General features: G+C 68.4%; 16 protein-coding genes and 1 riboswitch. Of the genes, 4 read left to right on the forward strand and 12 right to left on the reverse strand.

Going from position 1 to position 14,614, the window contains the following annotated elements; all coding sequences use genetic code 11:
* Nucleotides 1-51 precede the first annotated feature (51 nt).
* On the forward strand, nt 52-1,269 hold the full coding sequence (locus tag FDA38_RS20555) for an arginine deiminase (RefSeq protein WP_137255727.1): 1,218 nt from the start codon (nt 52-54) through the stop codon (nt 1,267-1,269).
* 231 nt (nt 1,270-1,500) lie between these two features.
* Here the strand turns inward: FDA38_RS20555 and FDA38_RS20560 are convergent, their stop codons facing one another.
* From FDA38_RS20560 to FDA38_RS20570, 3 genes are all read right to left on the reverse strand, one after another.
* Nucleotides 1,501-2,469, reverse strand: a complete 969-nt coding sequence (locus FDA38_RS20560; RefSeq protein WP_137255728.1) for a DUF5926 family protein — start codon at nt 2,467-2,469, stop codon at nt 1,501-1,503.
* 39 nt (nt 2,470-2,508) lie between these two features.
* Entirely contained in the window at nt 2,509-2,925 is a 417-nt protein-coding gene (locus FDA38_RS20565; protein WP_137255729.1) for an ATP-binding protein, read from the reverse strand.
* Nucleotides 2,926-3,164: 239 nt separating this feature from the next.
* On the reverse strand, nt 3,165-3,989 hold the full coding sequence (locus tag FDA38_RS20570; protein ID WP_137255730.1) for a glycerophosphodiester phosphodiesterase: 825 nt from the start codon (nt 3,987-3,989) through the stop codon (nt 3,165-3,167).
* Nucleotides 3,990-4,028: 39 nt separating this feature from the next.
* Here FDA38_RS20570 and FDA38_RS20575 point away from each other — a divergent pair, with 39 nt between their 5' ends.
* Nucleotides 4,029-5,003 carry a zinc-binding alcohol dehydrogenase family protein gene (locus FDA38_RS20575; protein ID WP_137255731.1) on the forward strand — a complete coding sequence of 325 codons (975 nt, stop codon included), beginning with the start codon at nt 4,029-4,031 and terminating at the stop codon, nt 5,001-5,003.
* A gap of 71 nt (nt 5,004-5,074) precedes the next feature.
* On the opposite strand, the gene FDA38_RS20580 is transcribed toward FDA38_RS20575, so the two are convergent.
* The 5 genes from FDA38_RS20580 to FDA38_RS20600 are packed head-to-tail and all read right to left on the reverse strand — an operon-like array spanning nt 5,075 to nt 9,551.
* The gene (locus FDA38_RS20580; protein WP_233714821.1) at nt 5,075-6,412 is read right to left on the reverse strand and encodes an LLM class flavin-dependent oxidoreductase; all 1,338 of its coding nucleotides are present in this window, start codon (nt 6,410-6,412) and stop codon (nt 5,075-5,077) included.
* The gene (locus tag FDA38_RS20585) at nt 6,409-7,125 is read right to left on the reverse strand and encodes an ABC transporter ATP-binding protein (RefSeq protein WP_137255732.1); all 717 of its coding nucleotides are present in this window, start codon (nt 7,123-7,125) and stop codon (nt 6,409-6,411) included. Before FDA38_RS20585 ends, FDA38_RS20580 begins: the two co-directional genes overlap by 4 nt.
* Nucleotides 7,101-7,940: an ABC transporter permease gene (locus FDA38_RS20590; protein WP_137255733.1), complete on the reverse strand. Its 840-nt coding sequence runs from the start codon at nt 7,938-7,940 to the stop codon at nt 7,101-7,103. Before FDA38_RS20590 ends, FDA38_RS20585 begins: the two co-directional genes overlap by 25 nt.
* Nucleotides 7,937-9,004: an ABC transporter substrate-binding protein gene (locus FDA38_RS20595; RefSeq protein WP_137255734.1), complete on the reverse strand. Its 1,068-nt coding sequence runs from the start codon at nt 9,002-9,004 to the stop codon at nt 7,937-7,939. Before FDA38_RS20595 ends, FDA38_RS20590 begins: the two co-directional genes overlap by 4 nt.
* Nucleotides 8,997-9,551 (reverse strand): flavin reductase family protein, encoded by a 555-nt coding sequence (locus tag FDA38_RS20600; RefSeq protein WP_137255735.1) that lies wholly within the window; start codon nt 9,549-9,551, stop codon nt 8,997-8,999. Before FDA38_RS20600 ends, FDA38_RS20595 begins: the two co-directional genes overlap by 8 nt.
* Nucleotides 9,552-9,790: 239 nt before the next feature.
* Between FDA38_RS20600 and FDA38_RS20605 the strand changes: the two genes are divergently transcribed.
* Together FDA38_RS20605 and FDA38_RS20610 are read left to right on the forward strand one after the other, a co-directional pair.
* A complete protein-coding gene (locus FDA38_RS20605) occupies nt 9,791-10,285 on the forward strand; it encodes an RNA polymerase sigma factor (protein WP_137255736.1) in 495 nt (164 codons plus the stop codon).
* Nucleotides 10,278-10,844 (forward strand): methylated-DNA--[protein]-cysteine S-methyltransferase, encoded by a 567-nt coding sequence (locus FDA38_RS20610; RefSeq protein ID WP_137255737.1) that lies wholly within the window; start codon nt 10,278-10,280, stop codon nt 10,842-10,844. Before FDA38_RS20605 ends, FDA38_RS20610 begins: the two co-directional genes overlap by 8 nt.
* A 90-nt stretch (nt 10,845-10,934) precedes the next feature.
* On the opposite strand, the gene FDA38_RS20615 is transcribed toward FDA38_RS20610, so the two are convergent.
* The 4 genes from FDA38_RS20615 to FDA38_RS20630 form a co-directional block, all read right to left on the reverse strand.
* Nucleotides 10,935-11,618 carry a class I SAM-dependent methyltransferase gene (locus FDA38_RS20615; protein ID WP_137255738.1) on the reverse strand — a complete coding sequence of 228 codons (684 nt, stop codon included), beginning with the start codon at nt 11,616-11,618 and terminating at the stop codon, nt 10,935-10,937.
* A gap of 26 nt (nt 11,619-11,644) precedes the next feature.
* Nucleotides 11,645-12,973, reverse strand: a complete 1,329-nt coding sequence (locus FDA38_RS20620; RefSeq protein ID WP_137255739.1) for a purine-cytosine permease family protein — start codon at nt 12,971-12,973, stop codon at nt 11,645-11,647.
* Nucleotides 12,969-13,087: riboswitch (TPP riboswitch) on the reverse strand. Its footprint overlaps the gene before it by 5 nt.
* A gap of 18 nt (nt 13,088-13,105) precedes the next feature.
* Complete coding sequence (locus FDA38_RS20625) at nt 13,106-13,768, reverse strand: alpha/beta fold hydrolase (RefSeq protein WP_137255740.1); 663 nt, start codon at nt 13,766-13,768, stop codon at nt 13,106-13,108.
* Nucleotides 13,765-14,607 carry a hypothetical protein gene (locus FDA38_RS20630; protein WP_137255741.1) on the reverse strand — a complete coding sequence of 281 codons (843 nt, stop codon included), beginning with the start codon at nt 14,605-14,607 and terminating at the stop codon, nt 13,765-13,767. Before FDA38_RS20630 ends, FDA38_RS20625 begins: the two co-directional genes overlap by 4 nt.
* Nucleotides 14,608-14,614: the final 7 nt, after the last annotated feature.

A 14,614-nucleotide genomic window follows, 5' to 3' on the forward strand; every position in this document is an offset into this window, starting at 1 on the left:
TTGAGTGAGCTGCCGTAGCGTGGTGGCACAAACAGAGCGAAGGGGCGGGCTATGACCGAGGCGCAGCAGGACAGCGGCAAGGCGTACGGCGTCGACAGTGAGGTCGGTGCGCTCCGGACCGTGATGCTGCACCGCCCCGGGAACGAGCTCCGCCGGCTCACCCCGCGCAACAACGACAAGCTGCTGTTCGACGGCATCCCGTGGGTCGGCCGCGCCCAGGACGAGCACGACGCGTTCGCCCAGGCGCTCCGGGACCGCGATGTCGAGGTGCTGTACCTCGGCGAGCTGCTGACCGAGTCACTCGCGGATCCGGCGGCCCGGGCGCAGGCGGTCGCCGGCGCCACCGAGGACCTCCGGCTCGGCGACACCTTGCGCGAGTACCTGCAGGCGTCCCTCGGTGAGCTGGATCCGGCCGGGTTGGCCGAGGCGCTGATGGCCGGCGTACGCAACGACGAGGTCCGGGCGGGTGGGCTCGTGACGTCGCTGCTCGCCCACGAGGACTTCCTGATCGACCCCCTGCCGAACCTACTCTTCACCCGCGACTCGAGCGTCTGGATCCGGGACTCGGTGGCAGTCACGTCGCTGGCGATGCCGGCCCGGATGCGCGAGACGCAGCTGACCGAGCTGATCTACACGTTCCACCCGCGGTTCGCCGGCGCGGACAAGGTGTACGACCACCAGCTGGAGCATGTCGAGGGCGGCGACGTGCTCGCGCTCGGTCCCGGCGTACTCGCGGTCGGGGTCGGGGAGCGGACCACGCCGGCCGGGGTGGAGCGGCTCGCGCGGCGGGTGTTCTCGAAGGGGCTCGCGCATACGGTTCTCGCCGTACCGATCGCTCAGCAGCGAGCCACGATGCATCTGGACACCGTGTGCACGATGGTCGACACCGACGCGGTGCTGATGTACCCGAACATGGCGGAGGAGATGCAGGCGCTCGCGGTCACCACCGACGGCGACCAGCTGCACATCGAGGAGCCCGAGCCGTTCCTGGTCGCGGCCGCGAAGGCGCTGGGCATCGACACGCTCCGGCGGATCGACACCGGCTTGGACCCGGTGACGGCCGAGCGGGAGCAGTGGGACGACGGGAACAACACCCTCGCCCTCGCGCCGCGGGTGTGCATCGCCTACGAGCGGACCGTCGAGACCAACGCGCGCCTGGAGGAGTCCGGGATCGAGGTCATCCGGATCTCCGGCTCAGAACTCGGCTCCGGCCGCGGTGGACCCCGGTGCATGTCCTGCCCGGTACTCCGCGCTCCAGCGACCAGCTGAGCGCTTGCTCCGGCCGTCATGTGAGCCCGACGACACGCGGAGTGAGAACGGGGCTTGTGGCGGACGACCTTCGTGAGTACTCTTCCTGTCTAGGCCCAGGCCCTGTTGCTCCCCCGTCAGCAGGACTTGGGCCGTCCACGTACCTGGGCAGATTTATCGATCATGCCTAGACCACATTGAGTAAACGAAACGCCCGGCTGGAGTCCCAGCCGGGCGTTCGTCGTACCGGAGTCAGCGGATGGTGAGCTGACGGCTGGCGAGGCCCGCTCGCGCGGCTCGCTCCTCGGTGGTCAGCGGCGCCTCGGTGGCCAGCGCCTTCTCGAGGGCGGTGGCGAAGTCGGCGGCGGGCTTCTCGACGTCGGAGGCCTCGGTGCCGGCCGGAAGCTCCCAGACCGGTGCCAGTACGCCGAGGGCGCGGAAGGAGCCGATCAAGCGGCTGCCGTCGATCAGCGCGGACGAACCGGCCGCGTGCAGGCGGGCTAGCGCGTCGAGCAGGGTGTCCTCGGTGTGCGGCATCACCCAGCGCAGGTAGATGCGGTCGCCGATCTGAGTCCAGTACGCCGCGTCGACCGACTCCAGTCGCACCGTCGGAGCCGCCGCGGCGTTCGCGCGCTCCAGGCCGGCCGCGACCTCACCGGTCGGGTCCTCGACGTTCTCGCCGACCCAGTAGTCGAAGCCCTCGTGCACCTTGGCCTCGAGCGGCTTCGAGGTGTCGATCAGGTCCTGCAGCCGCGGGCCGTCCTTCATCAGGTCGCCGAGCTGGATCGGGTTGCCCGGCTCGGTGTGCAGCGCGGCGGTGATCGCGTGCCCGAGGTCGCGGCTCGGGTCGCCCGAGGATGCGTGCGTCTGCAGGCCGATCCAGATCGTCTCGTCGTCGCGCACCAGGCCCGGCATCGCCATCGGGAGCAGCGTGACGAGGTTGATCTTCGTCCCCGCGTTGTCACCTGTCAGCTCGACCTCGACCGTGCCGGACGGGACGATCTCGCGGAACGCGATCAGGTCACACTCGGACGGCAGGCCCTCGAACGGCCGCATCACGAACGCGTCGGCGGCCTGCGCCCGGTCCTTGCCGTGGCACTGCTTGAACCGCTTGCCCGAACCGCACGGGCAAGGCTCGCGCGGACCGACGTCCACCAGGTCGGCCGGATCGAGGGTGACGGTCGTCGTGTTCTTAGCGCGCTGCCGCGACTTCTTTCCCATAACAGCGCAGTCTTGCAGGGGGAAGCACCGGAGTGCGAACTAGCTGGGGACGATGGCGTGCACCGTGCGGTGGTGGGCGGCGGTACGGACGTCCCAGCCGGACGTCAGCATGTCGACGATCGCCAGCCCGCGGCCGCCGACCGACTCCGGATGGGTGTCGTTGATCCGCTGCGGCTCGGTGTCCCCGCGACCGTCGGTGACCTCGACATGAATCCCTGCCCGGTCGATCCACCAGGCCGCGCGGACCTCACCGGCCGGCAACGGCGGTGCGTACCGGATTGCGTTCGACAGCAGCTCGGAGAGCACCAACTGCGCATCGTCACACGCCGAAGCGGTGACCCGATAGCGCTTCAGGTAGGCGGCCAGACGGCGGCGGGCATCCGCTACCGCGGACACTTCGTGCGGCAGGACGACGTCCACAACGCTTACGTCGGCGGGCAGGGTAGCTGAGGACAAGCAGGGTCTCCTCAATAGGTGTACAGCCACAGGAACATCTGCCCACGATCCGGGTCCGGAAAACACCCGCGGGTATTCCGTTACAAAGCGCGCCGGAGAACCCGCCCGAAAGCCGGGAAACCGTAACGAAATCGACGGAATTGAACGTTGCAATAACCGCCCGCATTCGCCCCACTACGTATCCAGACCACGTGACACATGCCACACAAAATCGTTCGCAAGTGTCACAAACCAAGAGCCTAGGTACGACGTCCTACCTCTTCCGGCGGTTCCGCCAGAACCCTCAGCGCGACGTCCGGGCGGTCGCTGATCACGACGTCGACGCCGAGCTCGCGGCAACGCCGGAGGTCTTCCTCGGCGTTCACGGTCCAGACGTGGACCTGGTGGCCGTGCTTCTGTGCGCGGTCGACGTACTCCGGGTGGGCGGTGACGATCTCCAGGCTCGGGCCGGCGTACGAGACCCCGGTCGGGAGCGAGCCGTCGCGGAAACGGAGCGGGATGCGGTCCATCAGCAGGACCGTGCGGAGCGCAGGCGCCGCCGTACGCATCCGGCGCAGGGAGAGCCAGGAGAAGCTCATGACCCGGACCGGTGACTCCGAACCGAGCTTCGGACGGGCCCAGCCGTAGCGGTCCAGGGCCTCGATCAGGCGGCGTTCGACGAGTCCGGCGTACCGGGTCGGGTGTTTGGTCTCGATGGCCAGCTCGACCGGGCGGCCGGCGTCCCGGACGGTCGCGAGCAGGGTGTCGAGCGTGAGCACCTTCAGCTCGTCGAGATCGGGCAGGTCGGCCTCGTCGTCGAGATCGGCCCACGGGCGCTTCCACGAGCCCCAGTCGTAGGCCTCGAGCTCCGCGAGGCTCATCGTCGAGAGCACGCCGCGGCCGTTCGAGGTGCGATCGATCCGGCGGTCGTGCACGCAGACGAGATGACCGTCCGCGGTGAGCCGGACGTCGCACTCGAGTCCGTCCGCGCCGACTTCGATGGCCCGGCGGTACGCCGCGAGAGTGTGTTCCGGATTGACTTCACTGGCGCCGCGGTGGGCTACGACGCGCGGGACCTTCCGCATGAAAGAAACTCTTTCACACGGTGAGTCAGGATTGTCGACATGGACATGCGGGCGATCGTGCTGGACGGTCCGGTGGCGCCGGAGGAGCTGCGGGTACGGCGGGTCGCCGTGCCGGAGCCGCGGCCGGGGTGGGTGCGGATCAAGGTGGAGGCGTTCGGGCTGAACCGGTCGGAGTACCACCTCCGCGCGGGCTTCGCGACGAATGCGCGGTTCCCGGTCATTCCGGGGATCGAGGCGGCCGGGACGGTGGACGCGGCGCCGGGCGGGGAGTTCGTGGCGGGGCAGCAGGTGGTGGCGATGATGGGTGGGATGGGACGCGAGTACGACGGCGGGTACGCCGAGTACACCGTCGTACCGGCGTCGTCGGTCATCCCGGTGACCACCGACCTCGACTGGGCGACGCTCGGGGCGCTGCCGGAGATGCTGCAGACGGCGCACGGCTCGCTCTACACGGGGCTGGCGATCGAGCCGGGGCAGTCGTTGCTGGTGCGTGGCGGTACGTCGTCGGTGGGCGTCGCGGCGGCTGTGCTGGCGAAGGAGCACGGGCTGACGGTGTTGTCGACGACGCGGAATCCGGAGCGGCTGGATGTTCTTCGCGAGTTGGGTGTCGACCATCCGATCGTTGACGACGGCAACGTTGCGGAAAAGGTGCGGGAGATTGTTCCGGGCGGTGCTGATGCGGCGCTCGAACTCGTCGGCACGAATGTTCTGCCGGACACCCTGAAAGCCGTCGCGGTCCATGGCACGGTGTGCTTTACCGGAATGCTCAGCGACAACTGGACGATCCCGGACTTCTACCCGATGGACTACATCCCGAACGGCGTCCGCCTCACGGCGTACGGCGGCGAGAGCTCAGACCTACCGGCCGAAGCCTTCCAGCACTACGTCGACCTGGTCGCCGCCGGCCAGCTCCCGATCCGCATCGACCAAGTCTTCACGATGGACGAAGTCGGAAAAGCCCACCGCATCATGCAAGACGGTCAGGCCATCGGAAAGCTCGTCGTACGAGTCTGACGCAGCCCCCGGGTGCGTGGGACTGCTGGGTGCTGGGTCGGCCACCTGAGCTGGCCCAGCACCCAGCTGGTTCAGGCGGTTGCCTCCGCCAAGGTCGCCGAACGACCGGCGGGGCGAGGGAGGCCGTAGTGGTCTCGGAGGGTGGTCCCGGTGTAGTCGGTGCGGAAGAGGCCTCGGGTCTGGAGGATGGGGATTACCTCGTCGACGAATACCTTGAGGCCGGAGGGAAGGACGGGGGGCATGATGTTGAAGCCGTCTGCTGCGCCTGCTTCGAACCAGTGTTGGATGGCGTCTGCGACCTGTTCCGGGGTGCCGGTGAAGGTGCGGTGGCCGCGGCCGCCGCCTAGGCGGCCGATCAGTTCGCGGACGGTTAGCTTCTCGCGGCGGGCCAGCGTCACGATCAGCGTGTAGCGGCTCTTGGCGCCCTCGATCTCGTCCTCGTCGGGCAGGTCCGCGGGCAGCTGCTGGTCGAACGGCAGGTCCTCGGGCGCCACCTTCAGCGTCTTCGCCAGCTGCAGCCGGGCGTACTCGGGCCGGATCAACGAATCCAGCTCCTGCTCCAGCCGCCGAGCCTCCTCGACCGTCGACCCGATCACCGGCACGATCCCCGGCAGGATCTTCACCGACGACGGATCCCGCCCGAGCGCCACCGTGCGCGCCTTCAGGTCCCGGTAGAACTCCTGCGCGTCCTCCAGCGTCTGCTGCGCCGTGAACACCGCCTCGGCGTACCGCGCCGCCAGGCCCTTCCCGTCCTCCGACGACCCAGCCTGCACGATCAACGGATGCCCCTGCGGCGACCGCGGCAGGTTCAGCGGCCCACGAACCTGGAAGTGCCGCCCCACATGGTCGATCGGCTGGACGCGATCCTGTACCGCCCACACGCCCTCGGCCTTGTCGGCGATCGCGGCGTCGTCCTGCCACGAGTCCCACAGCTTGTACGCGACCTCGAGGAACTCCGCCGCCCGCTCGTACCGCTCCGCATGCGCCGGCTGATCCGCGAGGTTGAAGTTGAGCGCCGCATCCGGCCCGGCCGTCGTCACCACGTTCCAGCCCGCACGCCCACCGCTTACGTGATCCACGCTGGCGAACCGCCGAGCCAGGTTGTACGGCTCGTTGTACGTCGTCGACGCCGTAGCGATCAGCCCGATCCGCGAGGTCACCGCCGCAATCGCAGTCAGCAACACCGTCGGCTCGAGCGAACCAGCCGGCCGGCGCCCCACTGTCCCGATCAGCACCGGCGAATCCGCGAAGAAGATCGAGTCGAACTTCCCGCGCTCGGCCAACTGCGCCAGCGCCTGGTAATGCGCCACCGACGTGTTCGCGAACGGATCGCTCTCCGGCAGCCGCCACGACGCCTCGTGGTGCCCGGTACTCATCAGGAACGCGTTCAAATGCAACTGCCGGCTCACAGTGAAACCCCCAAAGCATCGAGAAGCCGCGACCGGATCGCGGCGAATCCTGGATCGGCCGAACTTCGCGGAGCGGCCAGCTCGACCACTTCCTCCGCGACGATCCGGCCCTGGTCGAGCACGATCACCCGATCGGCCAGCACGATCGCCTCGTCGACGTCGTGCGTCACCAGCAGTACGGCGGGCTGATGCGCCGCGCACAACTTCCGCAGCAGCACGTGCATCTTCAACCGGGTCAGCGCGTCCAGCGCCCCGAACGGCTCGTCCGCGAGCAACAGCTCCGGCTCCCGGACGAGCGACCGCGCCAGCGCGACCCGCTGCTGCTCACCACCGGACAGCTCGTTCGGCCAGGCCTTTTCACGACCCGCGAGCCCGACCTCGTCCAAACTGCGACGCCCACGATCGAACGCACCGCTCAGCCCGAGTACGACGTTGTCGAGCACCCTTGCCCACGGCAACAACCGCGAGTCCTGGAAGACGACCGACACGTTCTCCGGTACGGCGAGTTCACCCGACCCGTCGACGTCGTAGTCCAGCCCGGCCAATGCCCGCAGCAACGTGCTCTTCCCGGACCCGCTCTTTCCCAGCAGGGCAACGAATTCGCCCGGCGCGATATCCAGATCCAACCCGTCGAGTACGGCGCGATCGTCGTACCGCCGGATCAGGTTGCGGACCTGGACCGTCGTGCTTACGAGGCCAGCGTTCGGCGCCATGTCAGGGCCCTCCTCTGGATCAGGCGGACGACGGCGTCGGAGATCAGGCCGAGGGCGCCGTACACGACCAGGCCGACGATGATGATGTCGGTCTGTCCGTACGTGCGGGCCAGTTCCATCATGTAGCCGATACCGCTGGTGGAGTTGATCTGCTCGACGACGACCAGCGACAGCCACGCGCCGGTGACCGCGAACCGCAGTCCGAGCAGGAACCCGGGCAGCGCGCCCGGCAGGACCACGCGCCGGATGAACTCCCACTGGGACAGCCCGACGGTCTGCGCGAGTTCGACGTACCGGCTGTCGATCGTGCGGAGGCCGTTGTGGGTGTGGATGTAGATCGGGATGAACACCCCGAGCAGGATCGTGACGACCTTCATCGACTCGCCGATACCCAGCCAGAGGATCAGCAGCGGCAGCAGGGCCAGCGACGGGATCGCGCGCTTGATCTGGATCGGTCCGTCGAGGACGGCCTCGCCGAGGCGGGACAGGCCGGAGATCAACGCCAGTACGACGCCCAGCACGATGCCGAGAGCCAGTCCGATCAGTGCCCGTTGGGCCGACGTCCACAGGTTCGACTGCAGCCGGCCGTCCGCGATCAGCTCACCCGCTGTGGACACCACGGTCCACGGCGCGGAGAGGATTCGTTGGTCGATCCAACCAGCGGCCGATCCGATACTCCAGATCGCCAGCAGCAGCACCGGCCCGATCGCGGCCCCGAACCGGATCCGCTTGCCCGGGCCGAGCCGCCGACGACGTACGACGGGACGCGCGGCCGCCCCACGGGAACGCAGTCCGGGCAGTGTTGTCGCGCTCATTTCGCCGCTCCGTCCGCCGCCTTGATCGCGTCCGACGCGACCGTCTGGAAGCGCAGGTCATAGAGATCCTTCGCCTGGATCACCGGATTGCCGGTCTCCTTGGCGAGCAGCTCGATGGTCTCCTGCTGCCGCTTGATCGCGTCGCTCCAGTCCGCCGGGATGTCCGGGTGGCCGGCGTTGTCGACCAACCACTGCCCGTCGGCCTCGTTGAGCCCCTGGTCCTTCACGTAGTACCCCGCGATCCATTCCTTGGGGTGCTTGTCGATCCACTCCTGCGCGACGGCCCAGGCCGCGACGTACGCGCGGATGGCCGCGGCCTTCGCCGGATCCTCGAGCGACTCGACCGGTCCGTAGAGGTGGCCGGCGTCGTCGCGCAGTCCGTGGTCGATCACGCTGGCGCCGTCCTTGCCGTACTTGGCCAGGTACCGCTTGATCTGGACGCCGCCGATCGGCGCGACGTCGACCTGCTTGGACGACAGCGCGTTCGAGTAGACGTCACCGGTCGAAGGCAGCTCGACCAGCTTCACGTCCTCCTTGGTCAGCCCCGCCTTCTTCAGCGCCTTCAGGATCAGCGCGCCCTGCGCCTGCCCCGGGCTGTACGCGATCTTCTTGCCGCGCAGGTCTCCCAGGGTCTTCACCGACACTCCGGGGGCGATCCCGAGCTTGTAGATCGGGTGGCCGATCGGATCCTGGCGGAACTTGGAGGCGACGATCTTCACGTGCAGACCGGTCCAGGTCGCGTTGATCGACGGGATCTCGGCGACCGAGCCGAGGTCGAGCGCGTGCGCCCGGAACGCCTCGGTGGTCTGCGGCCCACCACTCAGGTTCGCGAACTGGACGTACTTCGAGACCTTGTCGTACTGGCCCGAGAGCTTCAGTGCGACCTCGGTGGCCGGGTCACCGACGACGATCTTGGCGCCGTCCGGGACGGTGGTCGGCAGCGGCGCGTCGAGCGAGAGCTTCCCGGCGGCGTCACCACCGGCCTTGTCGGCGCCGCAACCGGCCGCGAGGGCGACGGTGGCGAGCGCGGCGGACAGTACGGCGTACAAGCGGGTTCTAGGCATGATGTGCTTTCGGGGTGGCGGTGGCGTAGCGGCCGTCGTGGTACAGCAACGGCTCGTGCTCACGTCGTTCGGTGTGGGTGGCAAGGCGGGCGACGACCAGGTAGTGGTCGCCGACCGCGAAACGGTGCTCGACCTGCGCGCGCAGGTAGCTCGGGGCCTCGTCGAGTACGGGCTCGCCGGAGGCCAGCCGGGACCAACGGGTCGGCTCGGCGAACCGGTCGATGCCGCTGGTCGCGAAGCGGCCCGCGATCGCGTGCTGGTCGGCGGACAGGAAGTTGATCACCAGGCTGTTCGCCGTACTGACGGTCGGCCAGCTGGATGCGCTGGTGGCGATCGCGAACGACACCAACGGTGGCAGCAGGCTGACGGAAACCAGCGAGGTTGCGGTGAAGCCGGCCGGGCCGTGACCGGCGTCCGCGGTGATCACCACGACACCGGCGGCGTGGCGACGGAAGACCGTGCGGTAGACGTCGGCGTCCACCACCCGCTCTTCGGATCGGTCGGGTACGACAGAGAGGGCAGGACGATGCAAGGCGGGAACAGACATGTCTCTCCCTTGGGAAGGAAGGTGAGCGGCGAGAGTTCGCCAGAGATGAGACAGGGGAAGCGCGGTCACCGACAGGTGGCGCTCGCCGTCCGCAGCAGATCGATGACGCGACGGCGGGTGAGGAGTGTCGTCGTCATGTCAGCTATCTTCGCACCATTGTCTATCGGCTAACTAGACAATCTCGTGATCTGGACCGGCCACCCTCACATCGGGCGAGCGCCGTGCGTTCTACTGTCGTGATGACTCGGGAGAAGGTCGAGCTGCCGCCGTTCCAGGCGCTGATCGACGCGCACTGGCGGGACGTGGCCAGGCTGGCGCGGGCGATGGCCGGGCCGGTGGACGGCGACGACGCGGCACAACGCGCCTGGGAGAAGGCGTACGCCGCGTACCCGGCACTGACGTCGGCGAAGAACCTGCGCAGCTGGCTCCTCACCATCACGGCCCGGTGCGCGACCGACGTACACCGGGCGCGGAAACCGCAGCGCCCGCTGGACGAGGCGCCACCGGTGGCCGTCGAGGGCCCGGATGCCGCCGCCTGGCCGGACCCCGACCTCTGGCGGGCGGTCAACGAGCTCCCGGAGCGGCAACGCTTCGCGATCACGCTCAAGTACGTCGGCGACCTGGACCACCACGGCGTGGCCGCCGCTCTGGACACCACGCCCGCCGCATCGCGCCGGCTCGTCAGCGACGCGCTCGCGACCCTGCGCAGCAAACTCGGAGTAGACAATGACTGATCTCGAGAGCCGGCTGACCCGGCTCGCCATGCCCGACCTGAAACCACCTGTCCTTCCCGACGCCGACGTGGCCTACACGCTGCACGACACCCCGATCGGGACGATGCTGCTCGCGATCGCGCACGGCCGCGTTGTCGCCAGCTCGTTCGGCGACGAGGAGACCATGACCACCCGCCTCGCCCGGGCCGTGTCCCCGCGCGTACTCCGGCAGGCCCGCCCGCTGGACGACGTACGGCGACAGCTCGACGAGTACCTCGCCGGCACTCGTCATACCTTCGACCTCGAGGTGGACCTCGCGCTGGCAACGCCGTTCCAGCGGCTCGTCCTCACGGACCTGCCGACGCACACGTCGTACGGCGCGACGACGACGTACGGAACTGTTGCCGCTGACATCGACAAGCCCAAGGCGGCGCGTGCGGTCGGTACGGCGCTGGGCGCGAACCCGGTCTGCGTCGTGCTGCCGTGCCACCGGGTCGTCGGCGCGAACGGAGCCCTCACCGGATACGCCGGCGGGCTGGATGCAAAACGATTCTTGCTGAATCTCGAAGCAAAAAGCTGAGTTTTCCGGAATTCCCCGGAATGGTTTTAGACTCGGCAAAACAAGGAGCAGATCCCCAATGTGGAGTGGGGATCTGCTCCTCCTGACGTGTCAGGAAGTTGTCGGCTGGTGGATCTCGAGGATCAGTCGGCGGCGGCCGCCCCAGTCGCGTTTGTAGACCTTGTAGTCGTCGATTCCGGCGGCCGCGCAGAGACGTCCGTAGCTGATCTCGTCGTGGATGAAGTGCACGCCGCTGCGGTTGTCGCTGAACTCGGTCGTGACGATCCGGTGCTCAGGTCCTTGCCGCATCCCGTTCGCGATCTCGGCCGCGGTCGCCGGTCCCCACGCAGGCCCCTCGATGATCGCGATCCCGCCCGGCTTCAGTACCCGGGAGATCTCGCAGATCGTCGAGATCTGCTCGTCCTCGGCGAAGAGTTCGTGGAACGCCGTCCACAGGCAGATCACCGCGTCGAACGAGTCCCACTTGTAGGGCAGGTCGGTCATCGAGCCGATCGCCCAGTCGATCGCGAGCTCCTCCTCGGCCGCCTTCGCCATTCCGGCCTCTATGAGGTTCGGCGAGATGTCGAGCCCGCGGACGACCTTCCCGGCCTTGCGCAGCGGCAGCGCGACCCGCCCGTACCCGCAGCACAGGTCGAGCACCGACTCCTTGCCGTCCAGCAGCTCCTCGACGGCCTTGACGATCAGCGCGTCCCGCTCAGGCGTCGTACGAGCGGCCAACCCGTCGGCCCCGAGCTCCGCGTACTCGGCCCGGCTGCGCAGTGCGGAATTCAGCATGCCGCAAGTATTCCGGTTACTCCGGGTCAGTTGTCCAGCGCCCGGGGCTTGAGACTACCTAGCGCTACCGCTGCAACCATGGAGACGACAATCGACGTGTACGTCGCACCCAGCCACGTCGGCACCGGATGGTTGTTGAAGAGCGTCTGCTGTATGTCGGTCCAGAACGGCGACCAGCCGGCCACGGTGCCCGGGTTCACCAACTGGTACGCGACGAATCCGATCAGCCACGCGAGCGTCGGCTGCCACCGGAACTTCGCCGTACCCGAAACGTCCCACTTCATCTTGCTGACCACGAAGAAGTCCGCGATCGCGACCGCGAACAACGGGATGAAGACCGAGCCGATCAGGTACAGGAACTGCGTGTAGTTGCCTAGGTCAACCAACAGCGCGAGCCCGGTGGCGAGTACGCCGATCGCGACCGAGATCCACCGGCGGTCGATGTGGCCGATCAGGTTGTGCGCGGCCATCGTGGTCGAGTAGACGTTCGCATACGCCTCGTCGACCTCGTCCACCAGCAGTACGAACAACGCGATCGCACCGGCCGGCAGTGTGACCAGTGCGGTGATCACGTCGTCGCTGTTGGTCTGCAATGTCGCCACCGCGACGACGCCGAGGGCGTAGTACCCGATCGCTGCCAGGCCGTAGCCGAGTGCAGAACCACCGAACGCGGCCTTGTTCGTGCGCGAGTGCCGCGTGTAGTCGGCGGCGAGCGGGGCGAACGACACGACACCCGCGGCGGCGAGGTCGACGGCCGGCCAGAAGCCGAACACGCTGTCCTGCGGCAGAGCGTGCACCGGCTTGCTGAGCACCTGCACGAACAGATAGACCGATGCGATCAGCACCAGCCACACCATGAACTTCCGCAGGATCCGCACACTGCCCAGCGGCCGGACCGCCATCGTCGTCGCGATGATCCCGGCCAGTACGACGAACAGCCAGCGCCAGCGTTCACTCGTCACCGCGACCGCGGCCTGCGAGATCACGATGATCTCCATCGTCGCCCAGCCGACGTTCTGCGCGATGTTCAGCACAGTCGGCGCGATCGAGCCGCGACGGCCGAACAGCCCACGCAGACTTGCCATCGCCGGCGCACCGGTGTGCGAGCCGAACACAGCCGCACCGCCCAGCACGAGCGCCCCCATCCCGCAGCCGACGACGACGGCGAGCAGCCCTTGCCACAGCGAGCCCGTGTACGCCGCCACGAGCGCACCGGTCACCGGGCCGAACAGCGAGATGCCGAAGTTGCCCCACAGCGTGAACTGGTCGAAGAAGCCGAGCGTCCGCGGCGCATCGGTGGTGAGAACGAGCGGCGCCTCGGTGCTGCCGGCAGGACGAACAGCGGTATCGGTCATGAGTGACCCCAATCCCTACGCCGGCATTACCCGGTCAGGTTCAGGCGGTCGGCGACCCAAGCTGTCGCCCTCTCAGCCCGCGCGTGTTCGGTGCGAGCTCCCGCATAGGTTTGTGCTGCTGAGTCTAACTCGTCAGCTAGTTTCGGGGTGGGCGGCCGCTCGTTCTATGAGAGCGGCGAGTTCCGGGCCGTTGGTGACGACCGGCATGTGCGCGCCGGTGTCGAAAGTCCGGGCCTCACCGTGGCTGAGCTCGGCGAGGCGCTGGACCCACTCCGCTGTCGAGAGCAGGTCGTGCTTGCCGCGGACGATGAACACCGGCGCCTTGACCTGCGAGATCACTTCGGCCAGGTCGTGATGCCGGGAAGCCTCGACGGCGCGGGCGATCGTCGGCAGCGTGGTCCGCGCGTACTGCGGAGTGACGGTCCGGATCAGCTTGGGCGAATCCGGTACGGCGGATCCGAGCCAGCGCACGGTCCGGTCGACCCAGCTCGTCATACGGCCGTCGCCTGCCGGTGCGACGAGTACGACGGCGTGTGCGAGGTCGGCGAACCGGACTGCTGTTTCGACGACGATCTGGCAGCTGGCCGAGTGGCCGACGATGACGGACCGCTCGCGGATCTTCTCGGCGAGGGCGACTGCCAGTGCGCGCGGGTGCAGGTCCTCGCGGGCGCCGGCGGGTTCGCCGTACCCGGGGAGAGTGACCACGTGGTACGGCGTGATGAGGTGTTCCACGGTCTGGGTGTACGACTCGGGGCCGAGGCCCAGGCCGGGCACCAGGACGACAGGTGCGCTCACTCCCAGGGGGCCTTGACCGGTGGACCCTTGACGACCGGGTTCGGTACGTCGGGCTTCAGTTCGCGGTACCCGAGGAACAGGCCGGCCGCGAGGACCAGCAGACCGGCGCCACCCCAGCCGTACGCCGTCGGCAGCCGGTCGACCGAGCCGTCGATGGAGCCGAGACCTGTGGACAGGACCATGATCAGCCAGACCAGGATCGGTACGGCGGAGATCGCGACCAGGCCGAGCCCGATCAGCTCGGCCGGCTCGGGTTGGCGACCGGCCTTGCGACGCGCGAGCACGTCGCGGATCCACATGAACAGCGCGCCCGCGCCGACGACCACGAGCAGCAGCTGGCCGATCGCGTCGATCACGTCGGTGCGGAGCGGGTGGTTGAGCGGTGAGCCCGGTGCCTGCGAGATGTCGCGGAGCGAGACTCGCTGGACGGAGATGACGAGCAGGCCGTAGAAGCCGGCGATCACCGTGGCCAGGCCGACGACCCGGGCAGCACGTGGGTCGCGCGGGGCGACCGGTTGATCCCGGCCGTACGCCGGGAGGTCGTGTGGCTCGGGAGCCGACGGAGCGCCGTACGGCATGCCGGGGCGGTAGCTGGGCGGCTGGGCGTGCTGCGGACCGGGCTGCGGGTGCGGCGGGACCCCGTACTGACCTGGTGGGGTGCCGTAGGGCTGGGGCGGCGCGTACGGGCCTTCGGCCGGCGGGGTGCCGCGGCCGGTGCCGTACGTGCCACCGCCGTACGGCGTGGGCGGGGCGTAGTGGTGGTCCGGTTGCTGTTGCGGCTCCTGCTGCTGCTCGGGCTGCTCGCCCCGGCCGTACGTCGGGAAGTCCTGTGACGACATTCGCTCT

It is taken from the genome of Kribbella jiaozuonensis, assembly GCF_005233875.1.
GTDB lineage: Bacteria > Actinomycetota > Actinomycetes > Propionibacteriales > Kribbellaceae > Kribbella > Kribbella jiaozuonensis.

Bases quoted from the DNA above. Each gene is read 5' to 3' on its own strand.
- FDA38_RS20555 (WP_137255727.1), top strand. From the start codon at position 52: ATGACCGAGGCGCAGCAGGACAGCGGCAAGGCGTACGGCGTCGACAGT.
- FDA38_RS20560 (WP_137255728.1), bottom strand. From the start codon at position 2,469: ATGGGAAAGAAGTCGCGGCAGCGCGCTAAGAACACGACGACCGTCACC.
- FDA38_RS20570 (WP_137255730.1), bottom strand. From the start codon at position 3,989: ATGCGGAAGGTCCCGCGCGTCGTAGCCCACCGCGGCGCCAGTGAAGTC.
- FDA38_RS20575 (WP_137255731.1), top strand. From the start codon at position 4,029: ATGGACATGCGGGCGATCGTGCTGGACGGTCCGGTGGCGCCGGAGGAG.
- FDA38_RS20585 (WP_137255732.1), bottom strand. From the start codon at position 7,125: ATGGCGCCGAACGCTGGCCTCGTAAGCACGACGGTCCAGGTCCGCAAC.
- FDA38_RS20590 (WP_137255733.1), bottom strand. From the start codon at position 7,940: ATGAGCGCGACAACACTGCCCGGACTGCGTTCCCGTGGGGCGGCCGCG.
- FDA38_RS20595 (WP_137255734.1), bottom strand. From the start codon at position 9,004: ATGCCTAGAACCCGCTTGTACGCCGTACTGTCCGCCGCGCTCGCCACC.
- FDA38_RS20600 (WP_137255735.1), bottom strand. From the start codon at position 9,551: ATGTCTGTTCCCGCCTTGCATCGTCCTGCCCTCTCTGTCGTACCCGAC.
- FDA38_RS20605 (WP_137255736.1), top strand. From the start codon at position 9,791: ATGACTCGGGAGAAGGTCGAGCTGCCGCCGTTCCAGGCGCTGATCGAC.
- FDA38_RS20610 (WP_137255737.1), top strand. From the start codon at position 10,278: ATGACTGATCTCGAGAGCCGGCTGACCCGGCTCGCCATGCCCGACCTG.
- FDA38_RS20615 (WP_137255738.1), bottom strand. From the start codon at position 11,618: ATGCTGAATTCCGCACTGCGCAGCCGGGCCGAGTACGCGGAGCTCGGG.
- FDA38_RS20620 (WP_137255739.1), bottom strand. From the start codon at position 12,973: ATGACCGATACCGCTGTTCGTCCTGCCGGCAGCACCGAGGCGCCGCTC.
- FDA38_RS20630 (WP_137255741.1), bottom strand. From the start codon at position 14,607: ATGTCGTCACAGGACTTCCCGACGTACGGCCGGGGCGAGCAGCCCGAG.